25 protein-coding genes are annotated in these 22,937 nt (G+C 67.1%); 8 read left to right on the top strand and 17 right to left on the bottom strand.

Going from position 1 to position 22,937, the window contains the following annotated elements; all coding sequences use genetic code 11:
* Positions 1-4: 4 nt before the first annotated feature.
* Positions 5-1,540: a M16 family metallopeptidase gene (locus EHF44_RS03965; RefSeq protein ID WP_124682546.1), complete on the bottom strand. Its 1,536-nt coding sequence runs from the start codon at positions 1,538-1,540 to the stop codon at positions 5-7.
* A gap of 60 nt (positions 1,541-1,600) precedes the next feature.
* Here EHF44_RS03965 and ftsY point away from each other — a divergent pair, with 60 nt between their 5' ends.
* The gene (gene ftsY / locus EHF44_RS03970) at positions 1,601-2,872 is read left to right on the top strand and encodes a signal recognition particle-docking protein FtsY (RefSeq protein WP_124682547.1); all 1,272 of its coding nucleotides are present in this window, start codon (positions 1,601-1,603) and stop codon (positions 2,870-2,872) included.
* Between the two features lie 116 nt (positions 2,873-2,988).
* On the opposite strand, the gene EHF44_RS03975 is transcribed toward ftsY, so the two are convergent.
* From EHF44_RS03975 to EHF44_RS03985, 3 genes are all read right to left on the bottom strand, one after another.
* A complete protein-coding gene (locus EHF44_RS03975) occupies positions 2,989-3,399 on the bottom strand; it encodes a hypothetical protein (RefSeq protein WP_124682548.1) in 411 nt (136 codons plus the stop codon).
* Between the two features lie 122 nt (positions 3,400-3,521).
* Positions 3,522-4,166, bottom strand: coding sequence for a maleylacetoacetate isomerase (gene maiA / locus EHF44_RS03980; protein WP_216643974.1), 645 nt, complete (start codon positions 4,164-4,166; stop codon positions 3,522-3,524).
* Between the two features lie 7 nt (positions 4,167-4,173).
* The gene (locus tag EHF44_RS03985) at positions 4,174-4,875 is read right to left on the bottom strand and encodes a fumarylacetoacetate hydrolase family protein (RefSeq protein WP_124682550.1); all 702 of its coding nucleotides are present in this window, start codon (positions 4,873-4,875) and stop codon (positions 4,174-4,176) included.
* A 177-nt stretch (positions 4,876-5,052) separates the two neighbouring features.
* Here EHF44_RS03985 and EHF44_RS03990 point away from each other — a divergent pair, with 177 nt between their 5' ends.
* The 5 genes from EHF44_RS03990 (at position 5,053) to ybiB (ending at position 10,268) form a co-directional block, all read left to right on the top strand.
* On the top strand, positions 5,053-5,688 hold the full coding sequence (locus tag EHF44_RS03990) for an ANTAR domain-containing response regulator (RefSeq protein WP_124682551.1): 636 nt from the start codon (positions 5,053-5,055) through the stop codon (positions 5,686-5,688).
* Between the two features lie 414 nt (positions 5,689-6,102).
* Positions 6,103-7,413, top strand: coding sequence for a CmpA/NrtA family ABC transporter substrate-binding protein (locus EHF44_RS03995; protein ID WP_124682552.1), 1,311 nt, complete (start codon positions 6,103-6,105; stop codon positions 7,411-7,413).
* Between the two features lie 37 nt (positions 7,414-7,450).
* Positions 7,451-8,359: a nitrate ABC transporter permease gene (gene ntrB, locus EHF44_RS04000; RefSeq protein WP_253699962.1), complete on the top strand. Its 909-nt coding sequence runs from the start codon at positions 7,451-7,453 to the stop codon at positions 8,357-8,359.
* 15 nt (positions 8,360-8,374) lie between these two features.
* Positions 8,375-9,178 carry an ABC transporter ATP-binding protein gene (locus EHF44_RS04005; protein ID WP_124682553.1) on the top strand — a complete coding sequence of 268 codons (804 nt, stop codon included), beginning with the start codon at positions 8,375-8,377 and terminating at the stop codon, positions 9,176-9,178.
* Between the two features lie 88 nt (positions 9,179-9,266).
* Positions 9,267-10,268, top strand: a complete 1,002-nt coding sequence (ybiB, locus tag EHF44_RS04010; RefSeq protein WP_124682554.1) for a DNA-binding protein YbiB — start codon at positions 9,267-9,269, stop codon at positions 10,266-10,268.
* Positions 10,269-10,310: 42 nt separating this feature from the next.
* On the opposite strand, the gene EHF44_RS04015 is transcribed toward ybiB, so the two are convergent.
* Positions 10,311-11,183 carry a pirin family protein gene (locus EHF44_RS04015; RefSeq protein WP_124682555.1) on the bottom strand — a complete coding sequence of 291 codons (873 nt, stop codon included), beginning with the start codon at positions 11,181-11,183 and terminating at the stop codon, positions 10,311-10,313.
* A 369-nt stretch (positions 11,184-11,552) separates the two neighbouring features.
* On the opposite strand from EHF44_RS04015, the gene rpoH reads away from it, so the two are divergent.
* Positions 11,553-12,488, top strand: a complete 936-nt coding sequence (gene rpoH / locus EHF44_RS04020; RefSeq protein WP_124682556.1) for an RNA polymerase sigma factor RpoH — start codon at positions 11,553-11,555, stop codon at positions 12,486-12,488.
* 92 nt (positions 12,489-12,580) lie between these two features.
* Here rpoH and EHF44_RS04025 read toward each other — a convergent pair whose 3' ends face one another.
* The 5 genes from EHF44_RS04025 to EHF44_RS04045 form a co-directional block, all read right to left on the bottom strand.
* Positions 12,581-13,195: an SCO family protein gene (locus EHF44_RS04025; protein WP_124682557.1), complete on the bottom strand. Its 615-nt coding sequence runs from the start codon at positions 13,193-13,195 to the stop codon at positions 12,581-12,583.
* Positions 13,196-13,290: 95 nt separating this feature from the next.
* The gene (cyoE, locus tag EHF44_RS04030) at positions 13,291-14,217 is read right to left on the bottom strand and encodes a heme o synthase (RefSeq protein ID WP_172966087.1); all 927 of its coding nucleotides are present in this window, start codon (positions 14,215-14,217) and stop codon (positions 13,291-13,293) included.
* Between the two features lie 8 nt (positions 14,218-14,225).
* A complete protein-coding gene (locus EHF44_RS04035) occupies positions 14,226-15,329 on the bottom strand; it encodes a COX15/CtaA family protein (protein ID WP_124682559.1) in 1,104 nt (367 codons plus the stop codon).
* A gap of 44 nt (positions 15,330-15,373) precedes the next feature.
* Positions 15,374-16,030, bottom strand: a complete 657-nt coding sequence (locus EHF44_RS04040; protein WP_124682560.1) for an SCO family protein — start codon at positions 16,028-16,030, stop codon at positions 15,374-15,376.
* Positions 16,027-16,791: an SURF1 family protein gene (locus EHF44_RS04045; RefSeq protein ID WP_124684983.1), complete on the bottom strand. Its 765-nt coding sequence runs from the start codon at positions 16,789-16,791 to the stop codon at positions 16,027-16,029. Before EHF44_RS04045 ends, EHF44_RS04040 begins: the two co-directional genes overlap by 4 nt.
* Before the next feature lie 99 nt (positions 16,792-16,890).
* Here EHF44_RS04045 and EHF44_RS04050 point away from each other — a divergent pair, with 99 nt between their 5' ends.
* Positions 16,891-17,100, top strand: coding sequence for a twin transmembrane helix small protein (locus EHF44_RS04050; RefSeq protein WP_124682561.1), 210 nt, complete (start codon positions 16,891-16,893; stop codon positions 17,098-17,100).
* A 91-nt stretch (positions 17,101-17,191) separates the two neighbouring features.
* On the opposite strand, the gene EHF44_RS04055 is transcribed toward EHF44_RS04050, so the two are convergent.
* From EHF44_RS04055 to EHF44_RS04080, 7 genes are all read right to left on the bottom strand, one after another.
* Complete coding sequence (locus tag EHF44_RS04055) at positions 17,192-18,052, bottom strand: cytochrome c oxidase subunit 3 (protein ID WP_124682562.1); 861 nt, start codon at positions 18,050-18,052, stop codon at positions 17,192-17,194.
* Positions 18,053-18,148: 96 nt separating this feature from the next.
* Complete coding sequence (locus EHF44_RS04060) at positions 18,149-18,364, bottom strand: DUF2970 domain-containing protein (protein ID WP_124682563.1); 216 nt, start codon at positions 18,362-18,364, stop codon at positions 18,149-18,151.
* 13 nt (positions 18,365-18,377) lie between these two features.
* The gene (locus EHF44_RS04065) at positions 18,378-18,977 is read right to left on the bottom strand and encodes a cytochrome c oxidase assembly protein (protein ID WP_124682564.1); all 600 of its coding nucleotides are present in this window, start codon (positions 18,975-18,977) and stop codon (positions 18,378-18,380) included.
* Between the two features lie 37 nt (positions 18,978-19,014).
* Complete coding sequence (locus EHF44_RS28285) at positions 19,015-19,161, bottom strand: cytochrome oxidase small assembly protein (protein ID WP_172966006.1); 147 nt, start codon at positions 19,159-19,161, stop codon at positions 19,015-19,017.
* Positions 19,162-19,219: 58 nt separating this feature from the next.
* On the bottom strand, positions 19,220-20,830 hold the full coding sequence (gene ctaD, locus EHF44_RS04070; protein WP_124682565.1) for a cytochrome c oxidase subunit I: 1,611 nt from the start codon (positions 20,828-20,830) through the stop codon (positions 19,220-19,222).
* Positions 20,831-20,872: 42 nt separating this feature from the next.
* Positions 20,873-22,141, bottom strand: a complete 1,269-nt coding sequence (gene coxB / locus EHF44_RS04075) for a cytochrome c oxidase subunit II (RefSeq protein WP_124682566.1) — start codon at positions 22,139-22,141, stop codon at positions 20,873-20,875.
* Positions 22,138-22,719, bottom strand: coding sequence for a DUF2244 domain-containing protein (locus EHF44_RS04080; protein ID WP_124684984.1), 582 nt, complete (start codon positions 22,717-22,719; stop codon positions 22,138-22,140). Before EHF44_RS04080 ends, coxB begins: the two co-directional genes overlap by 4 nt.
* Positions 22,720-22,937: the final 218 nt, after the last annotated feature.

A 22,937-nucleotide genomic window follows, 5' to 3' on the forward strand; every position in this document is an offset into this window, starting at 1 on the left:
CTCCTCAGTGACGCAGGCCTTCGGGCGCTGCGGTCTTGGGCTTGTTGGGGTCGATCGGCTGCGGCAGCAGCGTGGCCACGGTCAGGTTGTCGTCGCTGAAGTACTTGCCGGCCACGGCCTGCACCTGCGCCGGCGTGACGGCCTTGATCTTGTCGAGCATCCGGTCGATCTGGCGCCACGAGATATTGGAGATTTCGGCCACGCCGATCTCCATGCCCTGGCCGAAGACCGAGTCGCGCTTGTAGATCTGGCCGGCCACCACCTGCGCCTTGACGCGCTTCAGTTCTTCCTCGGACACCCCGTTCTTCGCGATGCGCTGGATCTCCTCGCGCAGCGCCTTCTCGATTTCCTCGGTGGTGTGGCCGTTGGCCGGCGTGCCGTCGAGCACGAACAGCGACTCGTTGCGGTTGATACTGTCGTAGCCGACGTTGACGTCGTCGGCCAGCCGCTGCTGGCGCACCAGTTCGCGCGTCAGCCGGGCGTTGTCGTAGCCGTTGAGCACGGCCGACAGGACTTCCAGCGCGTACGGGTCGACGTCCTTCTCCACGTCGTGCAGGCGCGGCACCTTGTAGGCCAGCACGATGTACGGGTTCTCGGCCGGCGCCTTGACCCAGATGCGCTTGATGCCCTGCTGCGGCGCCTCAAGCTGCGTCTTGCGCAGCGGCAGCGGCCGCGGCTTGAGCTTGCCGAAGTAGCGCTCGGCCATCGCGCGCACCTCGTCGGCCTTCACGTCGCCGGTCACCACCAGCAGCGCGTTGTTCGGCACGTACCAGGTCTTGTACCAGTTCTGCACGTCCTCGACGCGCATGTTGACCAGGTCGTCCATCCAGCCGATGACCGGATGGCGGTACGGCATTGCCGTGTAGACCGTCGCCAGGAGCTGTTCGTAGACCTTGCCGCGCGGGGAATCGTCGGTGCGCAGGCGGCGCTCTTCCATCACCACCTTCATCTCGCGCTCGAATTCCTCCTTCTTGATGATGAGGTTGGCCATGCGGTCGGCCTCCAGTTCCATCATCTTGGGCAGGTACTGCTTGGCGATCTGCTGGTAGTAGAGCGTGAAGTCGCGGTTGGTCAGCGCGTTCTCGCGGCCGCCCAGCAGCGCGATCTGGCGCGAGAACTCGCCGATCGGCACCTTCGGCGTGCCCTTGAACATCATGTGTTCGAGCATGTGCGCCACGCCCGTGGTGCCGCTGACCTCGTCGCTGCCGCCGGCGCGGTAGTAGATCTGGTGCGCCACGGTGGGCGCCCGGTGGTCTTCCTTGACGATGACCCGCATGCCGTTGGCCAGGCGGAATTCCGTGGTGCCGGCTTCCGTCTGGCCCACCTTGCCCGCCGTCGCCATGCCGGACGGCGGCCCCTGCGGCGTGGTGGCCCGGGCGGCTTCGCCCTGCGCCTGCGCCATGGCGGTGCCCGCCAGCGGACCGGCAAGGGTGGCAACGATGAGGGTGGAGATCAGGCGCCGGGAGAATCGGGCGGCGCCGGTGGAGGGCGAAACGATGCGGGCGGCGCCCGCTCCGGACAAGTCAGCGCAATGGTTCATGCGACCCCGTCTGCTAGAATTTTGGCGATTGATTCTACCGGGGTATTGACCCCTTTCCCAATGTTTAGTTTCTGGAAGAAGCGCAAGGCCGAGCCGGCTCCCGCGCCCGTCGAGCCGCCGGTTGCCGCGCCGGAACCCGTGTCCGCGCCCGCCCAGGCTCCGGTCCCGACGCCCGCCCCCGCGCCGGCCCCGCTTCCCGCGCCCGCTCCGGTGCCGGTGCCAGTCCCCGTTCCGGTGCCTGTGCCTGTGCCTGTGCCGATGCCGATGCCGGCGCCGGCCCCCGCACCCCAGCCGGCGCCAAGCCCGGTGCCGGTTCCCGTCCCGGTCCCGGTGCCCGCGCAGGTCCCGCCGCCCCCGCCCGCCCCGGTCGCCTACGAGCCGCCAGTGGTCGAGGAACTCGAACTGGTTCCCCCGCCCGCGCCCACGCCCGAGGCCAAGCGCGGCTGGATGACGCGCCTGAAGGCGGGCCTGTCGAAGACAAGCCGCAACATCGGCGTGCTGTTCGTCGGCGTGAAGGTCGACGAGGCCCTGTTCGAGGAACTGGAAACCGCGCTGCTGATGTCCGACGCCGGCGTGGAGGCCACGGAATACCTGCTCGACCAGTTGCGCCGCCGCGTCAAGAACGACCGCATCGAGACGGCCGAAGGCGTCAAGACCGCGCTGAAGGACCTGCTGGTGGAGCTGCTCAAGCCGCTGGAAAAGACCATGGAACTGGGCCGCGAGCAGCCGCTGGTGATGATGATCGCCGGCGTCAACGGCGCGGGCAAGACCACCAGCATCGGCAAGCTCTGCAAGCACTTCCAGTCGTACCACCAGTCCGTGCTGCTGGCCGCCGGCGACACCTTCCGCGCCGCCGCGCGCGAGCAGCTGACGATCTGGGGCGAACGCAACAACGTGACCGTCGTCGCCCAGGAAAGCGGCGACCCGGCTGCCGTGATCTTCGACGCCGTGAACGCCGCCCGCGCCCGCAAGATCGACATCGTGATGGCCGACACGGCCGGCCGCCTGCCTACGCAGTTGCACCTGATGGAAGAACTCAAGAAGGTCAAGCGCGTGGTCGGCAAGGCGATGCCTACCGCCCCGCACGAATGCCTGCTGGTGATCGACGCCAACACGGGGCAGAACGCGCTGGCCCAGACCCGCGCATTCGACGACGCCCTGGGCCTGACCGGCCTGATCGTGACCAAGCTGGACGGCACGGCCAAGGGCGGCATCCTGGCAGCCATCGCCCGCCAGCGCCCGATCCCCGTCTACTTCATCGGCGTGGGCGAAAAGGTGGAAGACCTGCAGCCCTTCCGGGCCGAGGAGTTCGCGGAAGCGTTGCTGGGGTGAGACGGCCGCCCGCTGGCGACGCCCACCGGCAAGAAAAAACCCCGCCTTGGCGGGGTTTTTTCTTGGCAGTCTGATTTCGGGCCCCTGTCGATGGTTTGGGAATCCGTCATCCTTCGTTATTGCACAGCCAAGTCCATATCAAGTGGTGGCTCGAACGCGGCCGTATCATCGGTCCAGCCGTATATGGCGCCGCCACACCAGACGCGAAAATTGAAAAGCACCTTCATATTGGCCTGGAACGCCCGGCATCGCGTGCCAGGCGGCACGATATGGACAGGCGCGTCACGACCGAGCATGCCTTCAAAATGCCTGTACAGGGGAACCGGCTTTGCCGTCACGCGCCCCGGGACATCGAGGACATAGCCGCCCAGGTAAAACCATGCGCCGAGGACAAGCACGGTCGCCGCCGCTAGTTTGGCAAATCTACCAATTGTCCGACGCACCACCTTGATAACCTTTGGGATAAAACCTTCTTTCAATAAGCCGATCCGATTCCGGCACGGTGTCTCCCGATAGTCGAAGGCCACCACCCTAATCCGCCTGCCGGAAGCCTTCCCTGCGCTATCGCAACCCTGCGCCACGTGGCAAGAAAAAGCCCGGCATCGAGCCGGGCTTTTTGTCGCTCACATCAGAAAACCGCCAGATCGCCTCACTCGCTATCCGGCTGCGCTCCCGGTGCCGCCTTCTGGAACGCTTCCAGTTCCATGCAGTTTGCGTGGATGCGGGCGATGGTCGGGAACGGGGTCAGGTCGATGTTGAAGCGTTGTGAATTGAACACCTGGGGCACCAGGCACAGGTCGATCAGCGTCGGATAGTCGCCGAACGCGTAGCGGCCAACGTGGCCGAGTTGCGACAGGTTGATTTCCAGCGATGCAAAGCCCTGTTCGATCCAGTGGCGGTACCAGGCATCCTTGGCGTCGTCCTCCACCTTCAGCGTGTGCTTGAGGTACTTGAGCACGCGCAGGTTATTGAGCGGGTGAATCTCGCAGGCGATTTCCTGGGCCAGGCCGCGCACGATGGCGCGGTCGAACGGGTCGCGGGGCAGCAGTGCCGGCTCGGGGTGGGTCTCGTCGAGGTATTCGATGATGGCCATCGACTGGATCAGCGGACGGCCGTCCACCACCAGCGTCGGCACCACGCCGTCGGCGTTCAGGGCCCGGTACTCGGGCTTGAGCTGCATGCCACCGTCCTTGAGCAGGTGCACGCCCTTGTAGTCGTAGGGCAGGCCCTTCAGGTTCAGGGCGATGCGGACGCGGAACGAGGCCGAGCTGCGGAAGTAGCTGTGGAGTGCCAGCATGGCCTTACGCCACCTTGACGGTCAGGTCGCCCACGCCCTCGATGTGGCACTGCATGACGTCGCCCTTGACCACCGGGCCCACGCCTTCGGGGGTGCCGCTGTAGATCAGGTCGCCCGGCTGCAGTGCGAACAGCTTCGACAGGTACGACACCATCTCCGGCACCGACCAGATCAGGTCCGACAGATCGCCGCGCTGCTTTTCCACGCCGTTCACGGCCAGCGTCACGGCGCCCTTCTGCGGATGGCCGATGGCGGACACCGGCACGATCGGGCCGATCGGCGCCGACTTGTCGAACGCCTTGCCGGTTTCCCAGGGCCGGCCGGTCTTCTTCGACTCGTTCTGCAGGTCGCGGCGGGTCATGTCCAGGCCGATGGCGTAGCCGTAGACGTGGCTGGCGGCCTGGTCCACGGGGATGTCGGTACCGCCCTTGCCGATGGCGACGACCAGCTCCACCTCGTAGTGGCAGTTGCCGGTGCCCGGCGGGTACGGGAAGGTGCCCTCGGCGCCGTCGGCCACGTAGCTGACGGCGTCGGACGGCTTGCAAAAGAAAAACGGCGGTTCACGGTCGGGGTCCGAGCCCATTTCGCGCGCATGCGCGGCATAATTGCGACCCACGCAATAGACCCGGCGCACGGGGAAGCTTGCATTGCTGCCACGCACCGGTACGCCCAGGGGGGCCTGCGGGGCAAAGACGAACTCGGTCATCCAACTCTCCTGCTTTCTATTTTTGATGGGACGCCACGCCGGTGCATTTGGCTTCTCCCCGGTGTCAGGGGTCGGGCGGCGCGGCAGGGGCCAAGCATACACCCGGCGTCCGGCGGCATACAGGGGGTGCAGACCCGGCGCGAATCTTGCATATTGCACTGCAACCAAGCGACCGCCATGACCCGCCGCCATCCGCCCCCACCTGCCAGTCCGCCGCCGGCCGCGGGACCCCGCATCCTGCGCATCCTGCTGGTGCGGGACCCGCACGACGCCGATCCGCTCAACGTGGAGACCATCCGCGCCGGACTGGCGCAGGCCGGCTTCACGGCGGTGCAGACCGTCGAGGCGGACCTGCGTCTGCCCGACGTGATCGCCGCCACGCTGCCGGACCTCGTCATCATCGCGTCCGAATCGGCCGCCCGCGACACGATCGAGCATGTCTGCGTGTCGACCCAGCACGCGCCGCGGCCCATCGTGCTCTTTACCGACAACGACGACGCCCAGCGCATCAAGGCCGCGCTGTCGGCCGGCATCACGGCCTATATCGTCGACGGGCTGCGCGCCGAGCGCGTCAAGACCGTGCTGGACGTGGCCTACGCCCGCTTCGAACTGGACCAGCAGCTCCGCGCCGAGCTGGACGCCACCCGGCTGCAGCTTGCCGAGCGCAAGACCGTCGAGCGCGCCAAGGGCCTGCTGATGGAGGCGCGCGGCATCAGCGAGGACGAAGCGTTCAAGCGCCTGCGCTCGATGGCCATGGAACGCGGCATCAAGCTGGCCGACGCCGCCCAGCGCGTGATCGACGTAATGGGCTGACGCCCGCCCTGCCCGGACTTGTGCATGCACAAGCCGGGTGCCGCACCACTTTCCCCCGCCGCACTGCCACGATCCCGCCGCCACCCTGGCGCGTGCCGGGCCATGCCCGCCGCGTGCACCGTCCGCAGGCTTTGCGCCTCCGGATGGGGAAAACCGCCGCCCGGCCAGGAATTTGTGCACCGCAACGAGCATGGCATGGCGCTTGCGTGATTGGCATCCAAGGCCAACGACGGCCGGCAGTCCCGAGCCTCACCCCGTAGCACCGGCATCACCGGCATCACCACAACATGACTGCACGCGGGTCAACGACGACCCGCGCGGCATCGGACAACGGCGTCCTGCACCGTCCCCGGCCTCTCATCGACGATGGCCGGCGGCGGTCGGGACGCCTTTTTTCTTTTCGGAGCCCTTGCAATGCCCTCTCGCCTCAAGATCGCCAAGCCAGACGTCGCCGACAACGCCGCCGCCGACCACGCCCCCGCCAGCAACGGCCGCCGCCGGGCGCTGGCCACCATCGCCGGCGCCAGCGTGATGACGCTGGTGGACCCGCTGGTGCGCAGCGGCGCCTGGGCGGCCGGCTCCGACGCGCCGGAGAAGACCGAGGTCAAGATCGGCTTTATCCCGCTGACCGACTGCGCCTCGGTGGTGATGGCGTCCACGCTGGGCCTGGACAAGAAATACGGCATCAAGATCACCCCGAGCAAGGAGGCGTCATGGGCGGCCGTGCGCGACAAGCTCGTCAACGGCGAGCTGGACGCCGCGCACGTGCTCTACGGGCTGATCTACGGCGTGCAGCTCGGCATCGGCGGCCCCAAGAAGGACATGGCCGTGCTGATGAACCTGAACCACAACGGCCAGGCCATCACGCTGTCGCAGAAGCTGGCCGACAAGGGCGTGCGCGACGGCGCCAGCCTGAAGGCGCAGATGGCGAAGGAAAAGCGCGAGTACGTGTTCGCCCAGACCTTCCCCACGGGCACGCACGCGATGTGGCTCTACTACTGGCTGGCGGCCAACGGCATCAACCCGATGCAGGACGCCAAGGCCATCACCGTGCCGCCGCCGCAGATGGTGGCCAACATGCGCGTGGGCAACATGGACGGCTTCTGCGTGGGCGAACCCTGGGGCGCGCGGGCGATTGCCGACAAGATCGGCTTCACGGCCGAGACCACGCAGTCGATCTGGAAGGACCACCCGGAGAAGACGCTCGGCACCACGGCCGATTTCGTGCAGAAGCACCCGAACACGGCGCGCGCGATGGTGGCGGCCATCCTGGAGGCGTCGAAGTTCATCGACGCGTCGGCCTCGAACCGCCGCAAGACCGCCGAGACCATCGCCGCCAAGTCCTACGTCAACACCGACATGGACATCATCCTGGACCGCATGCTGGGCCGCTACAGCAACGGCCTGGGCAAGACCTGGGACGACCCCGACGCGATGAAGTTCTACCAGGACGGCCAGGCCAACTACCCGTTCCTGTCCGATGGCATGTGGTTCCTGACCCAGCACAAGCGCTGGGGCCTGCTCAAGGACCATCCGGACTACCTGGCCGTGGCGCGGCAGGTGAACCGGATCGACATCTACAAGCAGGGCGCCGCCGCGGCGCAGGTGCCGCTGCCCAAGGGCGACTTCCGCACCGCGAAGCTGATCGATGGCGTTACCTGGGACGCCACCAAGGACCCGAAGGCGTACGCCGACGGCTTCAGGATCAAGGCAGCCGCCCTCTGATCCCGACTACTCACCGCTCTTCGGAAAGGAGCTTGCCGTGAACGCTATCGCCTCGACGTCTCCCAAGGGTGCTGCCATGGACGCAGACGCCATCGACCCGGAAGCCAAGGAGCACACGCGCCGCCGCGCGCAGGAACTGGCCGCCCAGGCCCGGCTGGCCGCGCGGCGCGATGCTGTCGCGCGCGGCGTGCTGGGCTGCGTGCCGCCGCTGGCCGGCTTCGTGCTGTTCCTGCTGGTCTGGCACGGCATCGCCACGCTGATCCCGGCGCTGCCCACGCCGGGCGCCACGTGGAACGCGGCCGTGCCGCTGTTCTCGGACCCGTTCTATCGCAACGGCCCCAACGACCAGGGCATCGGCTGGAACGTGCTGGCGTCGCTGGCGCGCGTGGCGGCAGGCTTTGGCATGGCGGCCGTGATCGGCATCCCGGCCGGCTTCCTGCTCGGGCGCTTCGCGTTCCTGAATGCGATGGCCGCGCCGGTGATCAGCCTGCTGCGGCCGGTGTCGCCGCTGGCGTGGCTGCCCATCGGCCTGCTGCTGTTCAAGGCGGCCAACCCGGCGGCCATCTGGGCCATCTTCATCTGCTCGATCTGGCCGATGATCATCAACACGGCCGTGGGCGTGACGCGCGTGCCACAGGACTACCTGAACGTGGCGCGCGTGCTGGACCTGTCCGAGTGGACGGTCTTCCGCAAGGTGCTGTTCCCGGCCGTGCTGCCGTACATGCTGACCGGCGTGCGGCTGTCCATCGGCACGGCATGGCTGGTGATCGTGGCCGCCGAGATGCTGACGGGCGGCACCGGCATCGGCTTCTGGCTCTGGGACGAGTGGAACAACCTCAAGGTCGAGCATATCGTCATCGCCATCTTCATCATCGGCGTCGTGGGCCTGGTGCTGGAGCACCTGCTGCTGGCCCTGGCGCGCCGCTTCAGCTACGGCAACAACTGACCGGGGAGCCACCACATGGAACGATTTGTCAGCATCGAAGGCGTCGGCCAGACGTTCAAGACGCGCAAGGGCCCGTTCGTGGCGCTGCGCGACATCGACCTGTCCATCGCCGAAGGCGAGTTCATCACGCTGATCGGGCACTCGGGCTGCGGCAAGTCCACGCTGCTGAACCTGATCGCCGGGCTCACGCTGCCCACGGCCGGGGCGCTGATCTGCGCCGGCCGCGAGATTGCCGGGCCGGGCCCCGAGCGCGCCGTGGTGTTCCAGAACCATTCGCTGCTGCCGTGGCTGACCTGCTTCGAGAACGTCCACCTGGGCGTGGAGCGCGTGTTCGGCGCCACCGACAGCAAGGCCCAGCGCCAGGCCCGCACGCACGACGCGCTGGCGCTGGTCGGCCTGACGCACGCGGAAGCGAAGTATCCGCACGAGATCTCGGGCGGGATGAAGCAGCGGGTGGGCATTGCGCGGGCGCTGGCGATGCAGCCGAAGGTGTTGCTGATGGACGAGCCGTTCGGCGCGCTCGACGCGCTGACCCGCGCCCACCTGCAGGACGAGCTGATCAAGATCGTCGCCCGCACCCGGAGTACGGTGGTCATGGTGACCCACGACGTGGACGAGGCCGTGCTGCTGGCCGACCGCATCGTCATGATGACCAACGGCCCGGCGGCCACCATCGGCGAGATCCTGGCCGTGGACCTGCCCCGCCCGCGCGACCGCGTGGCGCTGGCCGACGACCGCACCTACCACGCGTGCCGCACGGCGGTGCTGGACTTCCTGTATCGCAAGCAGCGCAACCCCGCGCTGCAGGAGGCCGCCTGAGCACGCCCCGGCCCGCCGCGGACGCGATCCGGCGGGCATCGTGGGCTATCATGAACCCCAAACCCACCCCACGATTCCCCGCCGCACCATGACTACCGCATCCGCTGCGCCCGAGTCCGCCCCGTTCTCGGCGGCCAAGTACATCAAGGAAATCGGCCGTGGCGTCAATGGCGCCCGCGCGCTGCCGCGCGAGGACGCCCAGGCGCTGTTTGACGCGATGCTGGCCGGCCGTGTCTCGGACATCGAACTGGGCGCCGTGCTGATGGCGTACCGCATCAAGGGCGAAGCCCCGCACGAGCTGGCGGGCATGCTCGAAGCCGCGCACCGGCACTGCCAGCCGCTGGCCGCGCCGCCGGACAAGCCCGTGGTGGTGATTCCCAGCTACAACGGCGCGCGCAAGCAGCCAAACCTGGTGCCGCTGCTGGCGATGCTGCTGGCGCGCGACGGCGTCCCCACGCTGGTGCATGGGGTGCGGGCGTTCCACGGCCGCGTGACGAGCCTGGCGCTGTTCGAGGCGCTGGGTGTGCCGCTGTGCGCGACCACCGGCGCCGCGCAGGACCAGCTGCGCGCTGGCACCAACCCGCTGGCCGTGCTGCCGATCGACGTGCTGTCGCCCCCGCTGGCGGCCCTGCTGGAAAAGCGCGCGATCATCGGCCTGCGCAATTCGTCGCACACGATCGTCAAGATGCTGCAGCCGGTGGGCGCCCACACGCCGGCCGAGGCGCTGCGGCTGTACAGCTACACCCACCCCGAGTACCGCGAGACGCTGACCGACTATTTCTCGCACGAGCCGGCCAACGTGCTGCTGGGCCGGGGCACCGAGGGCGAGGTGGTGGCCGACGCGCGCCGCAGCACGCGGATCGACTGGCTGCACGACGGGCATCAGCGGACGATGGTGGACCCGGTGGGCGGCTCCATCGGCGAGGTGCCGGCGCTGCCGGCCGGGACCGACGTGGCCGACACGGCGGCGTGGATCCGCAAGGTACTCGATGGCGCCGAGCCCGTGCCGGCCCCCATCGCCACCCAGATCGCCACGATCAAGGACTGCCTGGCGCAGGCCACGCGCGTCGCCTGGGCCAGCCCGGTCTGAGCGGCGGCCGGCGGGCCTGGGGCTTTTGGGGCCCCGGGGGCCCTAGCGCCGCACCGGCAGCGGAATCCGCTCGGTCTCGCCGGGCACGTGCGGGAACTTGTCGTCCTGCCAGCGCTGGCTGGCTTCCTCGATGGCTTCCTTGCTGCTGGCCACGAAGTTCCAGAAGATGAACCGGCGGCCGTCGGTCGGATCGCCCCCTAGCAGCATCACGCGCGACGGCAGCGTCGCGGTAATCGTCACCGGCTCGCCCGGCGTCAGCACCACCAGGTGCTCGGCGGGCAGCGTCTCGCCGTCCATTTCCAGGTTGCCGTCCACCGGGTAGATGCCCCGCTGCACGTGCTCGGGCGGGATGACCAGGGTGGCGCCGGCATCCATCTCGATGGCCACGTACAGCGTGCGGCTGTAGACCCGCACCGGCGATTCCGCGCCGAATGCATCGCCGGCAATCACCGTCATCCGCACACCCGGCAGTTCCAGCTTGGGCAGCGTCGCGCCCGGATGGTGGTGGAACGACGGCGGATCATTCTCATGCGCCTTCGGCAGCGCCACCCAGGTCTGGATGCCGTGCACGCGCGGGCCGGCTTCGCGCTCGTCGTCGGGCGTGCGCTCGGAATGGACGATGCCGGTGCCGGCCGTCATCCAGTTCACGTCGCCGGGGCGAATCACCTGCTCGCTGCCCAGGCTGTCCCGATGCAGGATCGCGCCCTCGAACAGGTAGGTGACCGTGGCCAGTCCGATATGTGGATGCGGACGCACATCCATGCCGTGGCCGGCCTCCATCACCACCGGGCCCATGTGGTCGAAGAAGATAAAAGGCCCGACCGTCTGGGTCGTGGCGGCGGGCAACAGGCGGCGAACGGTGAACTCGCCGATGTCCCGCACATGGGGTTTCAGCAAGTGTTCGATAGCAGACATGAGAACGTCTCCGGGGAATGGTGCAATGCGACTGGCCGATGTGGCTGCCAATGGGCTTCAGTGTAGCGAATCCCGCAATTCACCATCCCGCAAATGCGAGGAAATCATCGGAAACCGATGGGTGCCGCGCCCCTCTAATCTTTCTGTCGAGCGGGCCCATGGCCCGGGAGGCCTTGTCAGGACTGGGGCTTAGCGACATTGTGATGGCAACTTACCGCTATCAGTCATCCGGTTTTAATCGGGTGGAACTATCAACCCCATAGGCCTTCTAACTTAGCACTCGTCCGGTTCGAGTGCTAATATGCGTTGCAATGCGGTGTCCTTCCGGGACACACCGGCAACCCACCGCCGGATGCGAAAGGAGTCATAGTGAACGCAGTCTTGTCTGCCGATCCCACCCAAGTTTCCCGCCGTCTGCCGACGGCGCCCCAGAGTGCTGCCGCGAACAGCCTTGCGCTGACGTTTCCGGGCACGCTGGGCAATCTGGAAAGCTACATCCAGGCGGTACATCGCATCCCGATGCTGACGCCCGAGGAAGAGCTTCGCCTGGCGCGCGACCTGCGCGACAACGAATCGGTCGATGCCGCGCGCCGCCTGGTGATGTCGCACCTGCGCCTCGTGGTGTCCATCGCCCGCCAGTACCTGGGCTACGGCCTGCCGCACGCCGACCTGATCCAGGAAGGCAACATCGGCCTGATGAAGGCCGTGAAGCGCTTCGACCCCGAACAGGGCGTGCGCCTGGTGTCGTACGCGATGCACTGGATCAAGGCCGAGATCCACGAATACGTGCTGAAGAACTGGCGCATGGTCAAAGTGGCCACCACCAAGGCCCAGCGCAAGCTGTTCTTCAACCTGCGCAGCCACAAGCAGGGGCTGCACACCTTCACCCCCGAGCAGGTGGAAGCCGTCGCCCGCGAGCTGAACGTCAAGCCCGAGGAAGTGATGGAGATGGAAACCCGCATGGCGGGTGGCGACATGGCGCTGGAAGGCCAGGTCGACGACGGCGAGGAGGAATTCGCGCCCATCGCCTACCTGGCGGACAACCATAACGAGCCGACCAAGGTCATCGAGGCCAAGACGCGCGACCGCCTGCAGGTGGAAGGGCTGGAAGAGGCGCTGGGCAAGCTCGACCCGCGCAGCCGCCGCATCATCGAGGCGCGCTGGCTGGACGTGAACGACGACGGCTCGGGCGGCGCCACGCTGCATGAGCTGGCCGACGAATTCGGCGTGTCCGCCGAGCGCATCCGCCAGATCGAGGTGGCCGCGATGAAGAAGATGAAGGGCGCGCTGGCCGCGTTTGCCTGATCCTTCCGGGCCACGCGCCCCATGCAAAAGGCCGGTCGATTGACCGGCCTTTTTGTTTGCCTGAGCGCCGCAGCGCGCCGCACCCCGCCCCGTCAGGACATCAGCGCCTTCAGGTCGTGCGCGATCGGCTCGGGGCCCTGGCCGTGGCGGATGAACAGCCGGAGCTGGCCGTTCTGGTCGAACACGTAGCTGCCGGCCGAATGGTCCATCGTGTAGTTGTTGGGCGACGTTCCCGGCACCTTGGCGTAGTAGACCTTGAAGTCCTTGGCCAGCTTCTTCAGCGCGGCTTCGTCGGCCGGGCGCAGGCCCAGGAAGCGGGCGTCGAAGGCCGGCACGTACTGGCCCATCAGTGCCGGCGTGTCGCGCTCCGGGTCCACGGTGACGAACAGCACCTGCACCTTGTCGGCGTCGGGGCCCATCTGCTCCATGACCTGCTTCAGCTCGACCATCGTCGTCGGACAGACGTCCGGGCAATGGGTGTAGCCGAAGAACATCAGCACCACCTTGCCCTTGAAGTCGCCCAGCGTGCGGGTCTTGCCCGCGGGGTCCAGCAGCGCGAAATCCTTGCCGAAGTCGCTGGCGCCCGAGATGTCGACGTTCTTGAACGACGGTTTCGGCTGGCCGCAGGCCGCCAGCAGCGCGGTGCAGAGCGCCAGCAGGCAGAGGCGGCGGAACGTGGCCAGAAGGCCGGGGGCGGGAGTCGGCATGCGTGGAGGCGGGTAGGAGGGAAGACGCCCGAAAGTATCGCCGATCACATCGGCCATGGCTTCCGGGCGCGGCAAGATGCCGCAGGACAGGCGGGTCAGACCTGCGGCACGAACTTGAAGTAGTGATCCACCAGCAGCGCCGCGAACAGCAGTGACAGGTAAAGGATCGAATAGCGGAAGGTGCGCTGCGCCAACTCATCCGAATAGTTGCGGAACAGCTTCCAGGCGTAGCCCAGGAACACCAGCCCGAGCCCCAGCGCGGCCGCCAGGTAGATGTAGCCGCTCATGCCATAGACGAACGGCAGCAGCGTGGCGGCGATCATGACCAGCGTGTACAGCAGGATGTGCAGCAGCGTGTAGCGCTCGCCGTGGGTGATCGGCAGCATCGGCAGGCCCGACTTGGCGTAGTCGGCGCGGCGATAGAGCGCCAGCGCCCAGAAGTGCGGCGGCGTCCACGTGAAGATGATCAGCACCAGGAACCACGCCTCGGCCGGCACGGTGCCCGCCACGGCGGCCCAGCCCAGCGCCGGCGGCATGGCGCCGGACAGCCCCCCGATGACGATGTTCTGCGGCGTGGCCGGCTTCAGCAGGATCGTGTAGACCACCGCGTAGCCCAGGAACGTGGCAAACGTCAGCCACATCGTCAGGTCATTGGCAAAGACGTGCAGCAGCCACATGCCGGCGCCGCCCAGGATGGCCGAGAACACCAGCGTCTGGGCCGTCGTGATCTCGCCCGTGGCCGATGGCCGCCACGCGGTGCGGCGCATCAGCGCGTCGATCTTCTGCTCGACCAGGCAATTGATGGCAAACGCGGCACCGGCCAGCAGCCAGATGCCGGCGGCACCGCCGATCAACACGGACCACGGCACCATGCCGGGCGTGGCCAGGAACATGCCGATGACCGAGCAGAACACGGCCAGCTGCGTCACGCGCGGCTTGGTCAGCGCGGCATATTGGCGGGCCAGGTGTCGTAATCGGCCCACGGAGGAATGGGGATGGGTAGCGGTAACCACGGGGGGCATCTTGTCTTTCATGTGGCGCGCGCCGCCACGGCGGGTTGGGCGGCGGCGCCGGCGGAGCGGGTCGCGAGGCCGATATTGTAGTTGAGACGGAGCAACAGCATCAGGAGCAGCGCCGCCCCGCCGTTATGGGCCACGGCGGCCACCAGCGGCCAGTCGAACACAATGTTCGACATCCCGGTAGCCAGTTGCAGCGCCAGCACGGCCAGCAGCCACTTGCCGTGGCGCGACAGCCCCTCCAGCCGCCGCGCGCGCAGGCCGAACCAGAGCAGGTAGCCCAGCACCACGAACGCAAAGCCCCGGTGCACCCAGTGGATGGCCACCAGCGCCGCGTGCGGAATGTAGGCGCCGTCGGCGGTCATGCCCAGCTGGCGCCACAGCGTGAAGCCGTGCCGGAAGTCCATCTCGGGCACCAGCTGGCCGTTGCAGAGCGGAAAATCGGTACAGGCCAGCACCGCGTAGTTGGTGCTCACCCAGCCACCCAGGAAGATCTGGATCACCAGCAGCACCAGCCCCAGCACGCCGGCCCAGCGCAGCGCCGCGGCCTGCGGCGCCACCGGATGCGGCGCTTCGTTGCGCGAGCCGAGCCAGATCAGCGACGCCAGCAGCAGCATCGCCAGCATCAGGTGCGTGACCACGATGATCGGCTGCAGCTTCATCGTCACGGTCAGCGCGCCGAACAGGCCCTGCACGCAGACCAGCACGAACACGCCGGTGGCGTACCACGGCGACTGCTTCAGTTCCCGCCGCCGGACCCACGCCAGCACCATCAGCGAGATGATCAGCACGCCCACCGCCATGGCGAAATAGCGATGGATCATCTCGATCCACGCCTTGGCCAGCGTCACCGGGCCGCTCGGCAGCGCGGTCTCGGCCGCCCGGATCGGCTCCATCGCCGCGTGCGGGTTTGAATGGCCGTAGCAGCCCGGCCAGTCGGGGCAGCCCAGGCCGGAGTCGGTCAGCCGGGTGAAGCTGCCGAACATGATCAGGTCGAGCGTCAGGAACGCCGTGATCCACACGAGCCTGCGGTATTTGTCGCGGCTGCCGCGGACCATCACGTAGGACAGCGGCAGCAGGGCGATCAGGATGCCAATGATGGCGAGCTGGAGCAGCATTTCGGTACAGCCAGGTCAGACAAAGGAATGGAGCGGTCGGCCCATCAGCCGATGCGGGAATACTTGAGCAGCTTCTTCAGGTCGCCGCTCATCTTCTTGGGGTCGGGGTCTTTCGGCCAGCGCATCATCAGGTTGCCGAGCGGGTCGACCAGGTAGATCGTGTCCTCCACGCGGCCGTCGGGCGCCGCCGGCAGCCATTGCGCGATGGCGGCGCGGTCCATGCGCAGGAATCGCACGCCGGCATAGGGTTCGTTGTAGGCGTCGACGAGCCGGCCGTCCACCTTGCCGGCGCCCTGGATCAGCCAGACCGGCACGATCCGCTCGCGGCCCTCGCCCTGCCCGGCCCGGATCTGGCGCATCGTGAACAGCTTGCGCGCGCAGGCTTCGTCGCAGGCGGCGCCGTCGGTCATCAGCATCAGCCACTTGCCGCGCAGCGACGCCAGCGGCAGCGCGTCGCCGCGTTCGTCCACCAGTTGCACGGGCGGCATCGGGCGCTGCGGATCGACCAGCGCGCCGTAGTTGGTCGATCCGCCGGTCGGCTTGATCACGTAATAGGTGAAATACGAGAACAGCACCGGCGACGCACAGACCAGCAGCAGCATCAGCATCTGCAGGCGGCCGCGGCGCGTGCGCGCGTCGATGCGGGGGTCGGGCGTGGCCGAGGGGTCGGGCTGCGACATGGGAGGCGTCTGTACGTTCATCGTTCGATCATTCGATTGGTGGGTCCGGCGTCGTTCTGCCGGCCAGCCTGCGGTTCATCCTGCCGGTCTTCGCGCCGGGCCCTGCGCCAGCCCAGCACCGCCACCAGCACCACGGTCAGCCCGGCCAGGCCGAACCACTGCGCGGCGTAGCCGAAGTGGCGGTCCGCGCCCAGGTCGGCCGGCGCCCAGTCGCGCGCCAGGCCGTCCCCGGTGTCGGTGGCCTGCTGCACCACCACGGGCAGCAGCGGCGCCCCGATCTCGCCGCCAAACGCGGCAAGGTCGATATTCTGACGTATCTTGCGGCCGGCCTCGGCCGACGGGGCCTGGCCCAGGCTGTAGACGCGCGGCACGGCGGCCAGCGCGATGCCGGCCACCGACACCTCGCCCGCCGGCGTGGCGAACGGCGCGATGCGGGTGCGGTCCTGGGCGTCGCGCGGCAGCCATCCGCGCAGCACCAGCACGTGCCCGCCATCGGCCAGCCGCAGCGGCGTGAGGACCAGGAATCCCGCGCGGCTGTCGGTGCCGTTGCCGTGCGGGCGGTTGTCCAGCAGCACGGTGTGCGCCGCCTCGAACGTGCCGCGCGCCACCACGCGGCGGTCCACCAGCGCGCCGGCATCGGCCTGCCCGGCCCGCAGCGCCATTGGGGCCTGCGCGGCCAGCGTGGCCAGCCGCGCGGCGCGGTCGGTCTTCTCGTGGCCGCGGCGCAGCTGCCAGTTGCCCAGCGCGCAGGTCACGGCGATGACCACCAGCGCGGCCACCATCGGCACCGGGCCCGGCGCGCGCCAGCGCCTGCGGGTCGTCACGGGTGTTCTCCGTGGGGCACGGTGCGATAATGGGCGCTCGCCGAAAAGAGCCCCCCCATGCGCTTCGTCATCATCGTCGCCTTCATCCTGATCATCGGCAGCCTGGCCTCCGCGCTGTTCTTCATGATGCGCGACCGCGGCCGCACCCCCAACATGATGCGCTCGCTGATGCTGCGCGTCGGCTTCTCGGTGGCGCTGTTCCTGTTCATCCTGTTCTCGCACTGGATGGGCTGGATCCAGAGCACCGGCATCCAGATGTCGCCCTGAGCCGGGCCCAAGAAAAAAGCGCCGCGAAGGATGGCTCCCGCGGCGCTTCTCGCTTGTCTTGCAACGCCGCCGTCGGGCGGCGGCCCCTGCATTACAACCAGTACACGACCACGTACAGCCCAAGCCAGACCACGTCCACGAAGTGCCAGTACCAGGCTGCGCCTTCGAACGCGAAGTGGTGGTCCGGCGTGAAATGGCCCTTGAGCACGCGGCCCAGCACCACGGCCAGCATGATGGCGCCCATCGTCACGTGGAAGCCGTGGAAGCCCGTGAGCAGGAAGAACGTCGAACCATAGACCCCCGACGTGAGCTTCAGGTTCAGCTCCTGGTAGGCGTGCATGTATTCGTAGACCTGCAGGCACATGAACAGCGCGCCCAGCAGGATCGTCAGCACCAGCCCCTGGATCACCTGGTTGCGCTTGCCGGCCAGCAGCGCGTGGTGCGCCCAGGTCAGCGTCACGCCGGAGGTCAGCAGCAGCGCCGTGTTGATCGTCGGGATCGGCCACGGGCCCATGGTCTGGAACGACTCCACGGTGCCGGCCGGGCCGGTGTGGGGCCACACGGCCGCGAAATCCGGCCAGATGATCTTGTTGTTCAGGTCGCCCAGCCACGGCATGGCGATGGTGCGGGCGTAGAACAGCGCGCCGAAGAACGCCGCGAAGAACATCACCTCGGAGAAGATGAACCAGCCCATCGACCAGCGGAACGACACGTCGATGTTCTTGCCGTACAGCCCGCCCTCGGACTCGCCGATGGCGTCGCCGAACCAGCTCTTGAGCACGAACAGGAACCAGATCAGGCCGAAGCCGCAGACATACGGCGCCCACGGCTGCCCGTTGACCCAGCCGGCGGCTCCCGCACCGGTCAGCAGCAGCCCGAACGCCGCCGTGATCGGATGGCGCGACGGGCCCGGCACGAAGTAGTACGGGGCGTTTGCGCGATTCGCACTCATTCTTCTATCTCCAGCTCAAAGTCTCGATTCATGTTATCCGCCCGTCCGGCCCCGACATCTGGCCGGCGGCGTGCTCGCTTTGTATCTGCTGCCCTGCTATGCCTGGCTGACCACGGCGCGCACGATGACGATCAGCACCGCCACGAACACTGCCGCCGCCATCAGCCCGGCGATGATCACGTGCACCGGGTTCAGGCGCGCCATGTCCGACTCATGCTCCGACCCCTTGCGCAGCCCGATGAACGACCACAGCACCGCCCGCACCGTCTGTGCGAACGACGCCTTGCGGTGCACCGGATCGTCCGTCGCCATGGCCCGGCCTCCCTCAGCCGCCCTGGGCCGCCGGCGCGGCGCCGGCTTCCGGGGCCTGCGCCACCGGCGTGCCGATCTCGAAGAACGTGTACGACAGTGTGATGTTCTTCACGTCCTTCGGCAGCTTCGGATCGATCACGAAGACCACCGGCATCTCGCGCGCCTCGTTCGCCTTCAGCGTCTGCTGCTTGAAGCAGAAGCACTCCACCTTCCGGAAGTACTCCGTGGCCTGCTTGGGCGCGTAGCTCGGGATCGCCTGCGCAGAGATGTCGCGCGGCTGGCCGTTCGCCACCTCGTAGACAATCGTCGTCAGCTCGCCAGGATGCACTTCCATCGAATGCCTGACCGGCCGGAACGCAAACGGCCCGCGCGTGTTCGAATCGAACTCCACGGTGATCGTGCGGCTGCGGTCCACCTGCGTGTTGCGCACGGCGTTGCTGGCGCCGTACAGGTCGCGCGTGGTCACCACGTTGATGCCGGTGAGGTCGCAGATGGCCCGGTACAGCGGCACCAGCGCGTAGCCAAAGCCGAACATCAGCGTGACCACCACCAGCAGCCGCATCAGCATGCCGCGGTTGAACCGCTTCTCCAGGGCCTTGTCCTGCGCTTGCACGGCGTTGTCTCCGGTCTTGTCCGTCTTGCTGCTCGGGTCAGCCGCCAAGGAACTTCATCTTGGCCACGAATCCCAGGAAGAAGACCATCACGATGGACAGCAGGATCCAGCCCAGGCGCCGGTTGCCGGCTTTCTGGCTGGCTTCGCGTGCCTGCTGCGATGGGCTTTTTGCTGAGGGCTGCATGTCTTTCTGTCTCGATGCGGCCGGACGCCCCGCGGGCATCCGGCCTCGTCACTGCGGATTACTTCACCACCGGCGGTTCCTCGAAGGTGTGGAACGGGGCCGGCGACGGCACGGTCCATTCCAGCCCTTCGGCGCCATCCCACGGCTTGTCGCCGGCGGCCGCGCCACCGCGGTACGACGGCAGCACCACGGCAAAGAAGAAGTACACCTGCATCAGGCCAAAGCCCAGCGCGCCCAGCGAGGCCACGGCGTTGAAGTCCGTGAACTGCGTCGGGTAGTCCGCGTAGCGGCGCGGCATGCCGGCCAGGCCCAGGAAGTGCATCGGGAAGAAGGTCACGTTGAAGAAGATCAGCGAGCCCCAGAAGTGGATCTTGCCGCGCATTTCGTCATACATGAACCCGCTCCACTTCGGGCCCCAGTAGTAGAAGCCCGCGAACAGCGCGAACAGCGAGCCCGCCACCAGCACGTAGTGGAAGTGCGCCACGATGAAGTAGGTGTCCTGCAGCTGGATGTCGATCGGCGCCACGGCCGGCATCAGGCCCGTGAAGCCGCCAATCGTGAACACGAAGATGAAGCCGATGGCGAACAGCATCGGCGTCTCGAACGTCATCGAGCCGCGCCACATGGTGGCGATCCAGTTGAAGATCTTCACGGCCGTGGGCACCGCGATCAGCATCGTCGCGTACATGAAGAAGAGCTGGCCCGTCACCGGCATGCCCGTGGTGAACATGTGGTGGGCCCAGACGATGAACGACAGGATCGCGATCGACGCCGTGGCGTACACCATCGAGCTGTAGCCGAACAGGCGCTTGCGCGCGAACGCCGGCACGACGTGCGAGACGATGCCGAACGCCGGCAGGATCATGATGTACACCTCGGGGTGCCCGAAGAACCAGAAGATGTGCTGGTACATCACCGGGTCGCCGCCGCCGGCCGCCGAGAAGAAGCTCGTGCCGAAGTGGCGGTCGGTCAGCACCATCGTGATGGCGCCGGCCAGCACCGGCATCACGGCGATCAGCAGGTACGCCGTGATCAGCCACGTCCAGCAGAACATCGGCATCTTCATCAGCGTCATGCCCGGGGCGCGCATGTTGAGGATGGTCACGATGATGTTGATCGAGCCCATGATCGACGACGCGCCCATGATGTGCATGGCGAAGATGGCCATGTCCATGCCGGGGCCCATCTGCACCGACAGCGGCGCGTAGAGCGTCCAGCCCGCGGCGGTGGCGCCGCCCGGCACGAAGAACGAGCCCACCAGCAGCAGCGCGGCCGGCGGCATCAGCCAGAAGCTGAAGTTGTTCATCCGTGCGAAGGCCATGTCCGAGGCGCCGATCTGCAGCGGGATCATCCAGTTCGCAAAGCCCACGAATGCCGGCATGATCGCGCCGAACACCATGATCAGGCCGTGCATCGTGGTGAACTGGTTGAACAGTTCGGGGCGGAAGAACTGCAGGCCCGGCTCGAACAGCTCCAGGCGGATCAGCAGCGCCAGCACGCCGCCCGACAGCAGCATCGTGAACGAGAACAGCAGGTACAGCGTGCCGATGTCCTTGTGGTTGGTCGCGAACAGCCAGCGGCGCCAGCCATGCGGATGATCGTGCGCATGGTCATGATCGTGCGCGTGGTCGTGCGGATGGCCCAGTGTCTCCGGGGTAGCGGTACTCATCGCAATGACTCCATCAATTCCTGAATGCGGGGCTGCCGCGGGTCAGCCCGCGACGCGGTTGCCCGCGAGGCTGGCCTGCTTGTCGTTGGACGTGGCCGGCTTGCCGGCCTTGGGGGCCGCGTCGCCAGCGCCGGCTTGCGCGCCGCCGCCCTCGGGGAACTTGCCCGCGCGAGCGTTCACGAAGTCCGCCGGCTGGATCACTTCACCGGTCTTGTTGCTCCAGCTGTTGCGGGTGTAGGTCATCACGGCCGCCAGCTCGGTATCCGAGAGCTGCTTCCACGACGGCATGCCACCCTTGCCTTCCAGCAGGACGTGCATCTGGCCGGCCTTCGGGCCGGTGACGACCTTGGAGCCGTCCAGCGCCGGGAACGCGCCCGCGCCCTTGCCGTTGGGCTGATGGCAGACCGCGCAATTGGCCGCGTAGACCTTCTCGCCGCGCACCTTGATCTCGTCCATCGTCCAGGTCTTGTTGGGATCGTCGGCGGCCGCGGCCATCAGCTTCTTGCGGTCGTCCACCCACTTGGTGTACTCGGCGTCCGAGACCACGCGCACCACGATCGGCATGAATGCGTGTTCCTTGCCGCACAGCTCGGCGCACTGGCCGCGGTAGATGCCGGTCTTCTCGGCCCGGAACCATGTGTCGCGCACAAAGCCGGGGATGGCGTCCTGCTTGACGCCGAAGGCCGGGATCATCCAGGCGTGGATCACGTCGTTGGCCGTGGTGACGATGCGGATCTTCTTGTTGACCGGCACCACCAGCTCGTTGTCCACCTCCATCAGGTAGGTGTTCGACTTTTCCTGCTGGTTGTTGATCTGCTCGCGCGGCGTGGTCAGCGTGGAGACGAACGAGATGCCCTCGCCCGGCCCCTTCAGGTAGTCGTAGCCCCACTTCCACTGGTAGCCGGTGGCCTTGATCGTGATGTCCGAGTTGGTGGTGTCCTTCATCGCCACCACGGTCTTGGTGGCGGGCAGCGCCATCGCGATCACGATCAGGAACGGCACGATGGTCCAGACCACTTCCACGGTGATGCTTTCGTGGAACGAGGCCGACTTCGCGCCCTTGCTCTTGCGGTGCTTGAAGATGGAATAGAACATCACGCTGAACACCGCGATGAAGATCACGGTGCAGATGATCAGCATCATCCAGTTCAGCCAATGAATCTGTTCGGCGATTTTTGTAACGGGTTCGGTCAGGTTGAGCTGTCGGACGGCGGGGCCGCCCGGCATGTCACTGACCGCGGAGGCCGCCTGGCTGACAAGCAGGGACGCGCCTGCCAGACATGCTGCGGATGCCTTCTTCCACATTTTCATTGTTTATCTACCCAATTTACAGATTCAAATCTGTCCCCGCCCTGCCCTGCCCGGCGTCCGGGATGGACGCCATGCAGGGCCGCCGCGAGTTCCTGCGCGAACTTGCGCCGCCGGTACGGGTCCAGATACGACCCCACCCGCACGGTGCGCCTGTCCGACCGCAGAACCACGAGCGCCCGGAACGATTCACCCAGTTCAATCCGCACCCACTGTGGATTGAAGACTTCCCGCGTGACCCGACTGGCGCTGGCTGTCTCCACGACCAGCATGCCGTCGGTCACACTCACGCGTTCATAATCCGTCGCATGGCGCGCATACGCCAGCAGGGCAATCCCCAGCCCGGCCAGTTCCAGGCCGGCGAACGGCAGCACGAGCCAGGCCCCTAGCCACACGGCCATCAGCGCCGATATGGCAATCGAGAAACATGCGATGGAGAAGTAGAACCAGCCAACCTGGCGTGGGGAAAGCGAACAATTCCGCTTCATCAGCCAGTCGATATCCGGCAAGGGGGTGCGTCCGTCGAGATTTCCGCCGGAGTCACCTACTGCCGTCTGGAATGCGATACCCAAGTCTTGCATCGCCAACCACTCTGCATCGGATGCACACCCGGGACGAAATCCGCCTCAGGGGAGCACGTGCGAAGTGCATGCCGGGGCGTTCTTGTGCCAGGGGACCACTGCGACAAACCGGCCCATTATATGGCGCTTCGCATACCTGAACAACATAGGATTTGACCGAAGTGCTTGCGCTGTTCAAGTATTTGTGCATGACCTTCAAGCCCCCGATAGGCAACACA

The organism is Cupriavidus pauculus (assembly GCF_003854935.1).
Classification (GTDB): domain Bacteria; phylum Pseudomonadota; class Gammaproteobacteria; order Burkholderiales; family Burkholderiaceae; genus Cupriavidus; species Cupriavidus pauculus_C.

What these genes read in the sequence shown, in the direction of transcription:
- EHF44_RS03965 (WP_124682546.1), bottom strand. Translation starts at nt 1,540, where the DNA reads ATGAACCATTGCGCTGACTTGTCCGGAGCGGGCGCCGCCCGCATCGTT.
- ftsY (WP_124682547.1), top strand. Translation starts at nt 1,601, where the DNA reads ATGTTTAGTTTCTGGAAGAAGCGCAAGGCCGAGCCGGCTCCCGCGCCC.
- EHF44_RS03985 (WP_124682550.1), bottom strand. Translation starts at nt 4,875, where the DNA reads ATGACCGAGTTCGTCTTTGCCCCGCAGGCCCCCCTGGGCGTACCGGTG.
- EHF44_RS03990 (WP_124682551.1), top strand. Translation starts at nt 5,053, where the DNA reads ATGACCCGCCGCCATCCGCCCCCACCTGCCAGTCCGCCGCCGGCCGCG.
- EHF44_RS03995 (WP_124682552.1), top strand. Translation starts at nt 6,103, where the DNA reads ATGCCCTCTCGCCTCAAGATCGCCAAGCCAGACGTCGCCGACAACGCC.
- EHF44_RS04005 (WP_124682553.1), top strand. Translation starts at nt 8,375, where the DNA reads ATGGAACGATTTGTCAGCATCGAAGGCGTCGGCCAGACGTTCAAGACG.
- ybiB (WP_124682554.1), top strand. Translation starts at nt 9,267, where the DNA reads ATGACTACCGCATCCGCTGCGCCCGAGTCCGCCCCGTTCTCGGCGGCC.
- EHF44_RS04015 (WP_124682555.1), bottom strand. Translation starts at nt 11,183, where the DNA reads ATGTCTGCTATCGAACACTTGCTGAAACCCCATGTGCGGGACATCGGC.
- EHF44_RS04025 (WP_124682557.1), bottom strand. Translation starts at nt 13,195, where the DNA reads ATGCCGACTCCCGCCCCCGGCCTTCTGGCCACGTTCCGCCGCCTCTGC.
- cyoE (WP_172966087.1), bottom strand. Translation starts at nt 14,217, where the DNA reads ATGCCCCCCGTGGTTACCGCTACCCATCCCCATTCCTCCGTGGGCCGA.
- EHF44_RS04035 (WP_124682559.1), bottom strand. Translation starts at nt 15,329, where the DNA reads ATGCTGCTCCAGCTCGCCATCATTGGCATCCTGATCGCCCTGCTGCCG.
- EHF44_RS04040 (WP_124682560.1), bottom strand. Translation starts at nt 16,030, where the DNA reads ATGAACGTACAGACGCCTCCCATGTCGCAGCCCGACCCCTCGGCCACG.
- EHF44_RS04045 (WP_124684983.1), bottom strand. Translation starts at nt 16,791, where the DNA reads ATGGTGGCCGCGCTGGTGGTCATCGCCGTGACCTGCGCGCTGGGCAAC.
- EHF44_RS04050 (WP_124682561.1), top strand. Translation starts at nt 16,891, where the DNA reads ATGCGCTTCGTCATCATCGTCGCCTTCATCCTGATCATCGGCAGCCTG.
- EHF44_RS04055 (WP_124682562.1), bottom strand. Translation starts at nt 18,052, where the DNA reads ATGAGTGCGAATCGCGCAAACGCCCCGTACTACTTCGTGCCGGGCCCG.
- EHF44_RS04060 (WP_124682563.1), bottom strand. Translation starts at nt 18,364, where the DNA reads ATGGCGACGGACGATCCGGTGCACCGCAAGGCGTCGTTCGCACAGACG.
- EHF44_RS28285 (WP_172966006.1), bottom strand. Translation starts at nt 19,161, where the DNA reads ATGCAGCCCTCAGCAAAAAGCCCATCGCAGCAGGCACGCGAAGCCAGC.
- ctaD (WP_124682565.1), bottom strand. Translation starts at nt 20,830, where the DNA reads ATGAGTACCGCTACCCCGGAGACACTGGGCCATCCGCACGACCACGCG.
- coxB (WP_124682566.1), bottom strand. Translation starts at nt 22,141, where the DNA reads ATGAAAATGTGGAAGAAGGCATCCGCAGCATGTCTGGCAGGCGCGTCC.
- EHF44_RS04080 (WP_124684984.1), bottom strand. Translation starts at nt 22,719, where the DNA reads ATGCAAGACTTGGGTATCGCATTCCAGACGGCAGTAGGTGACTCCGGC.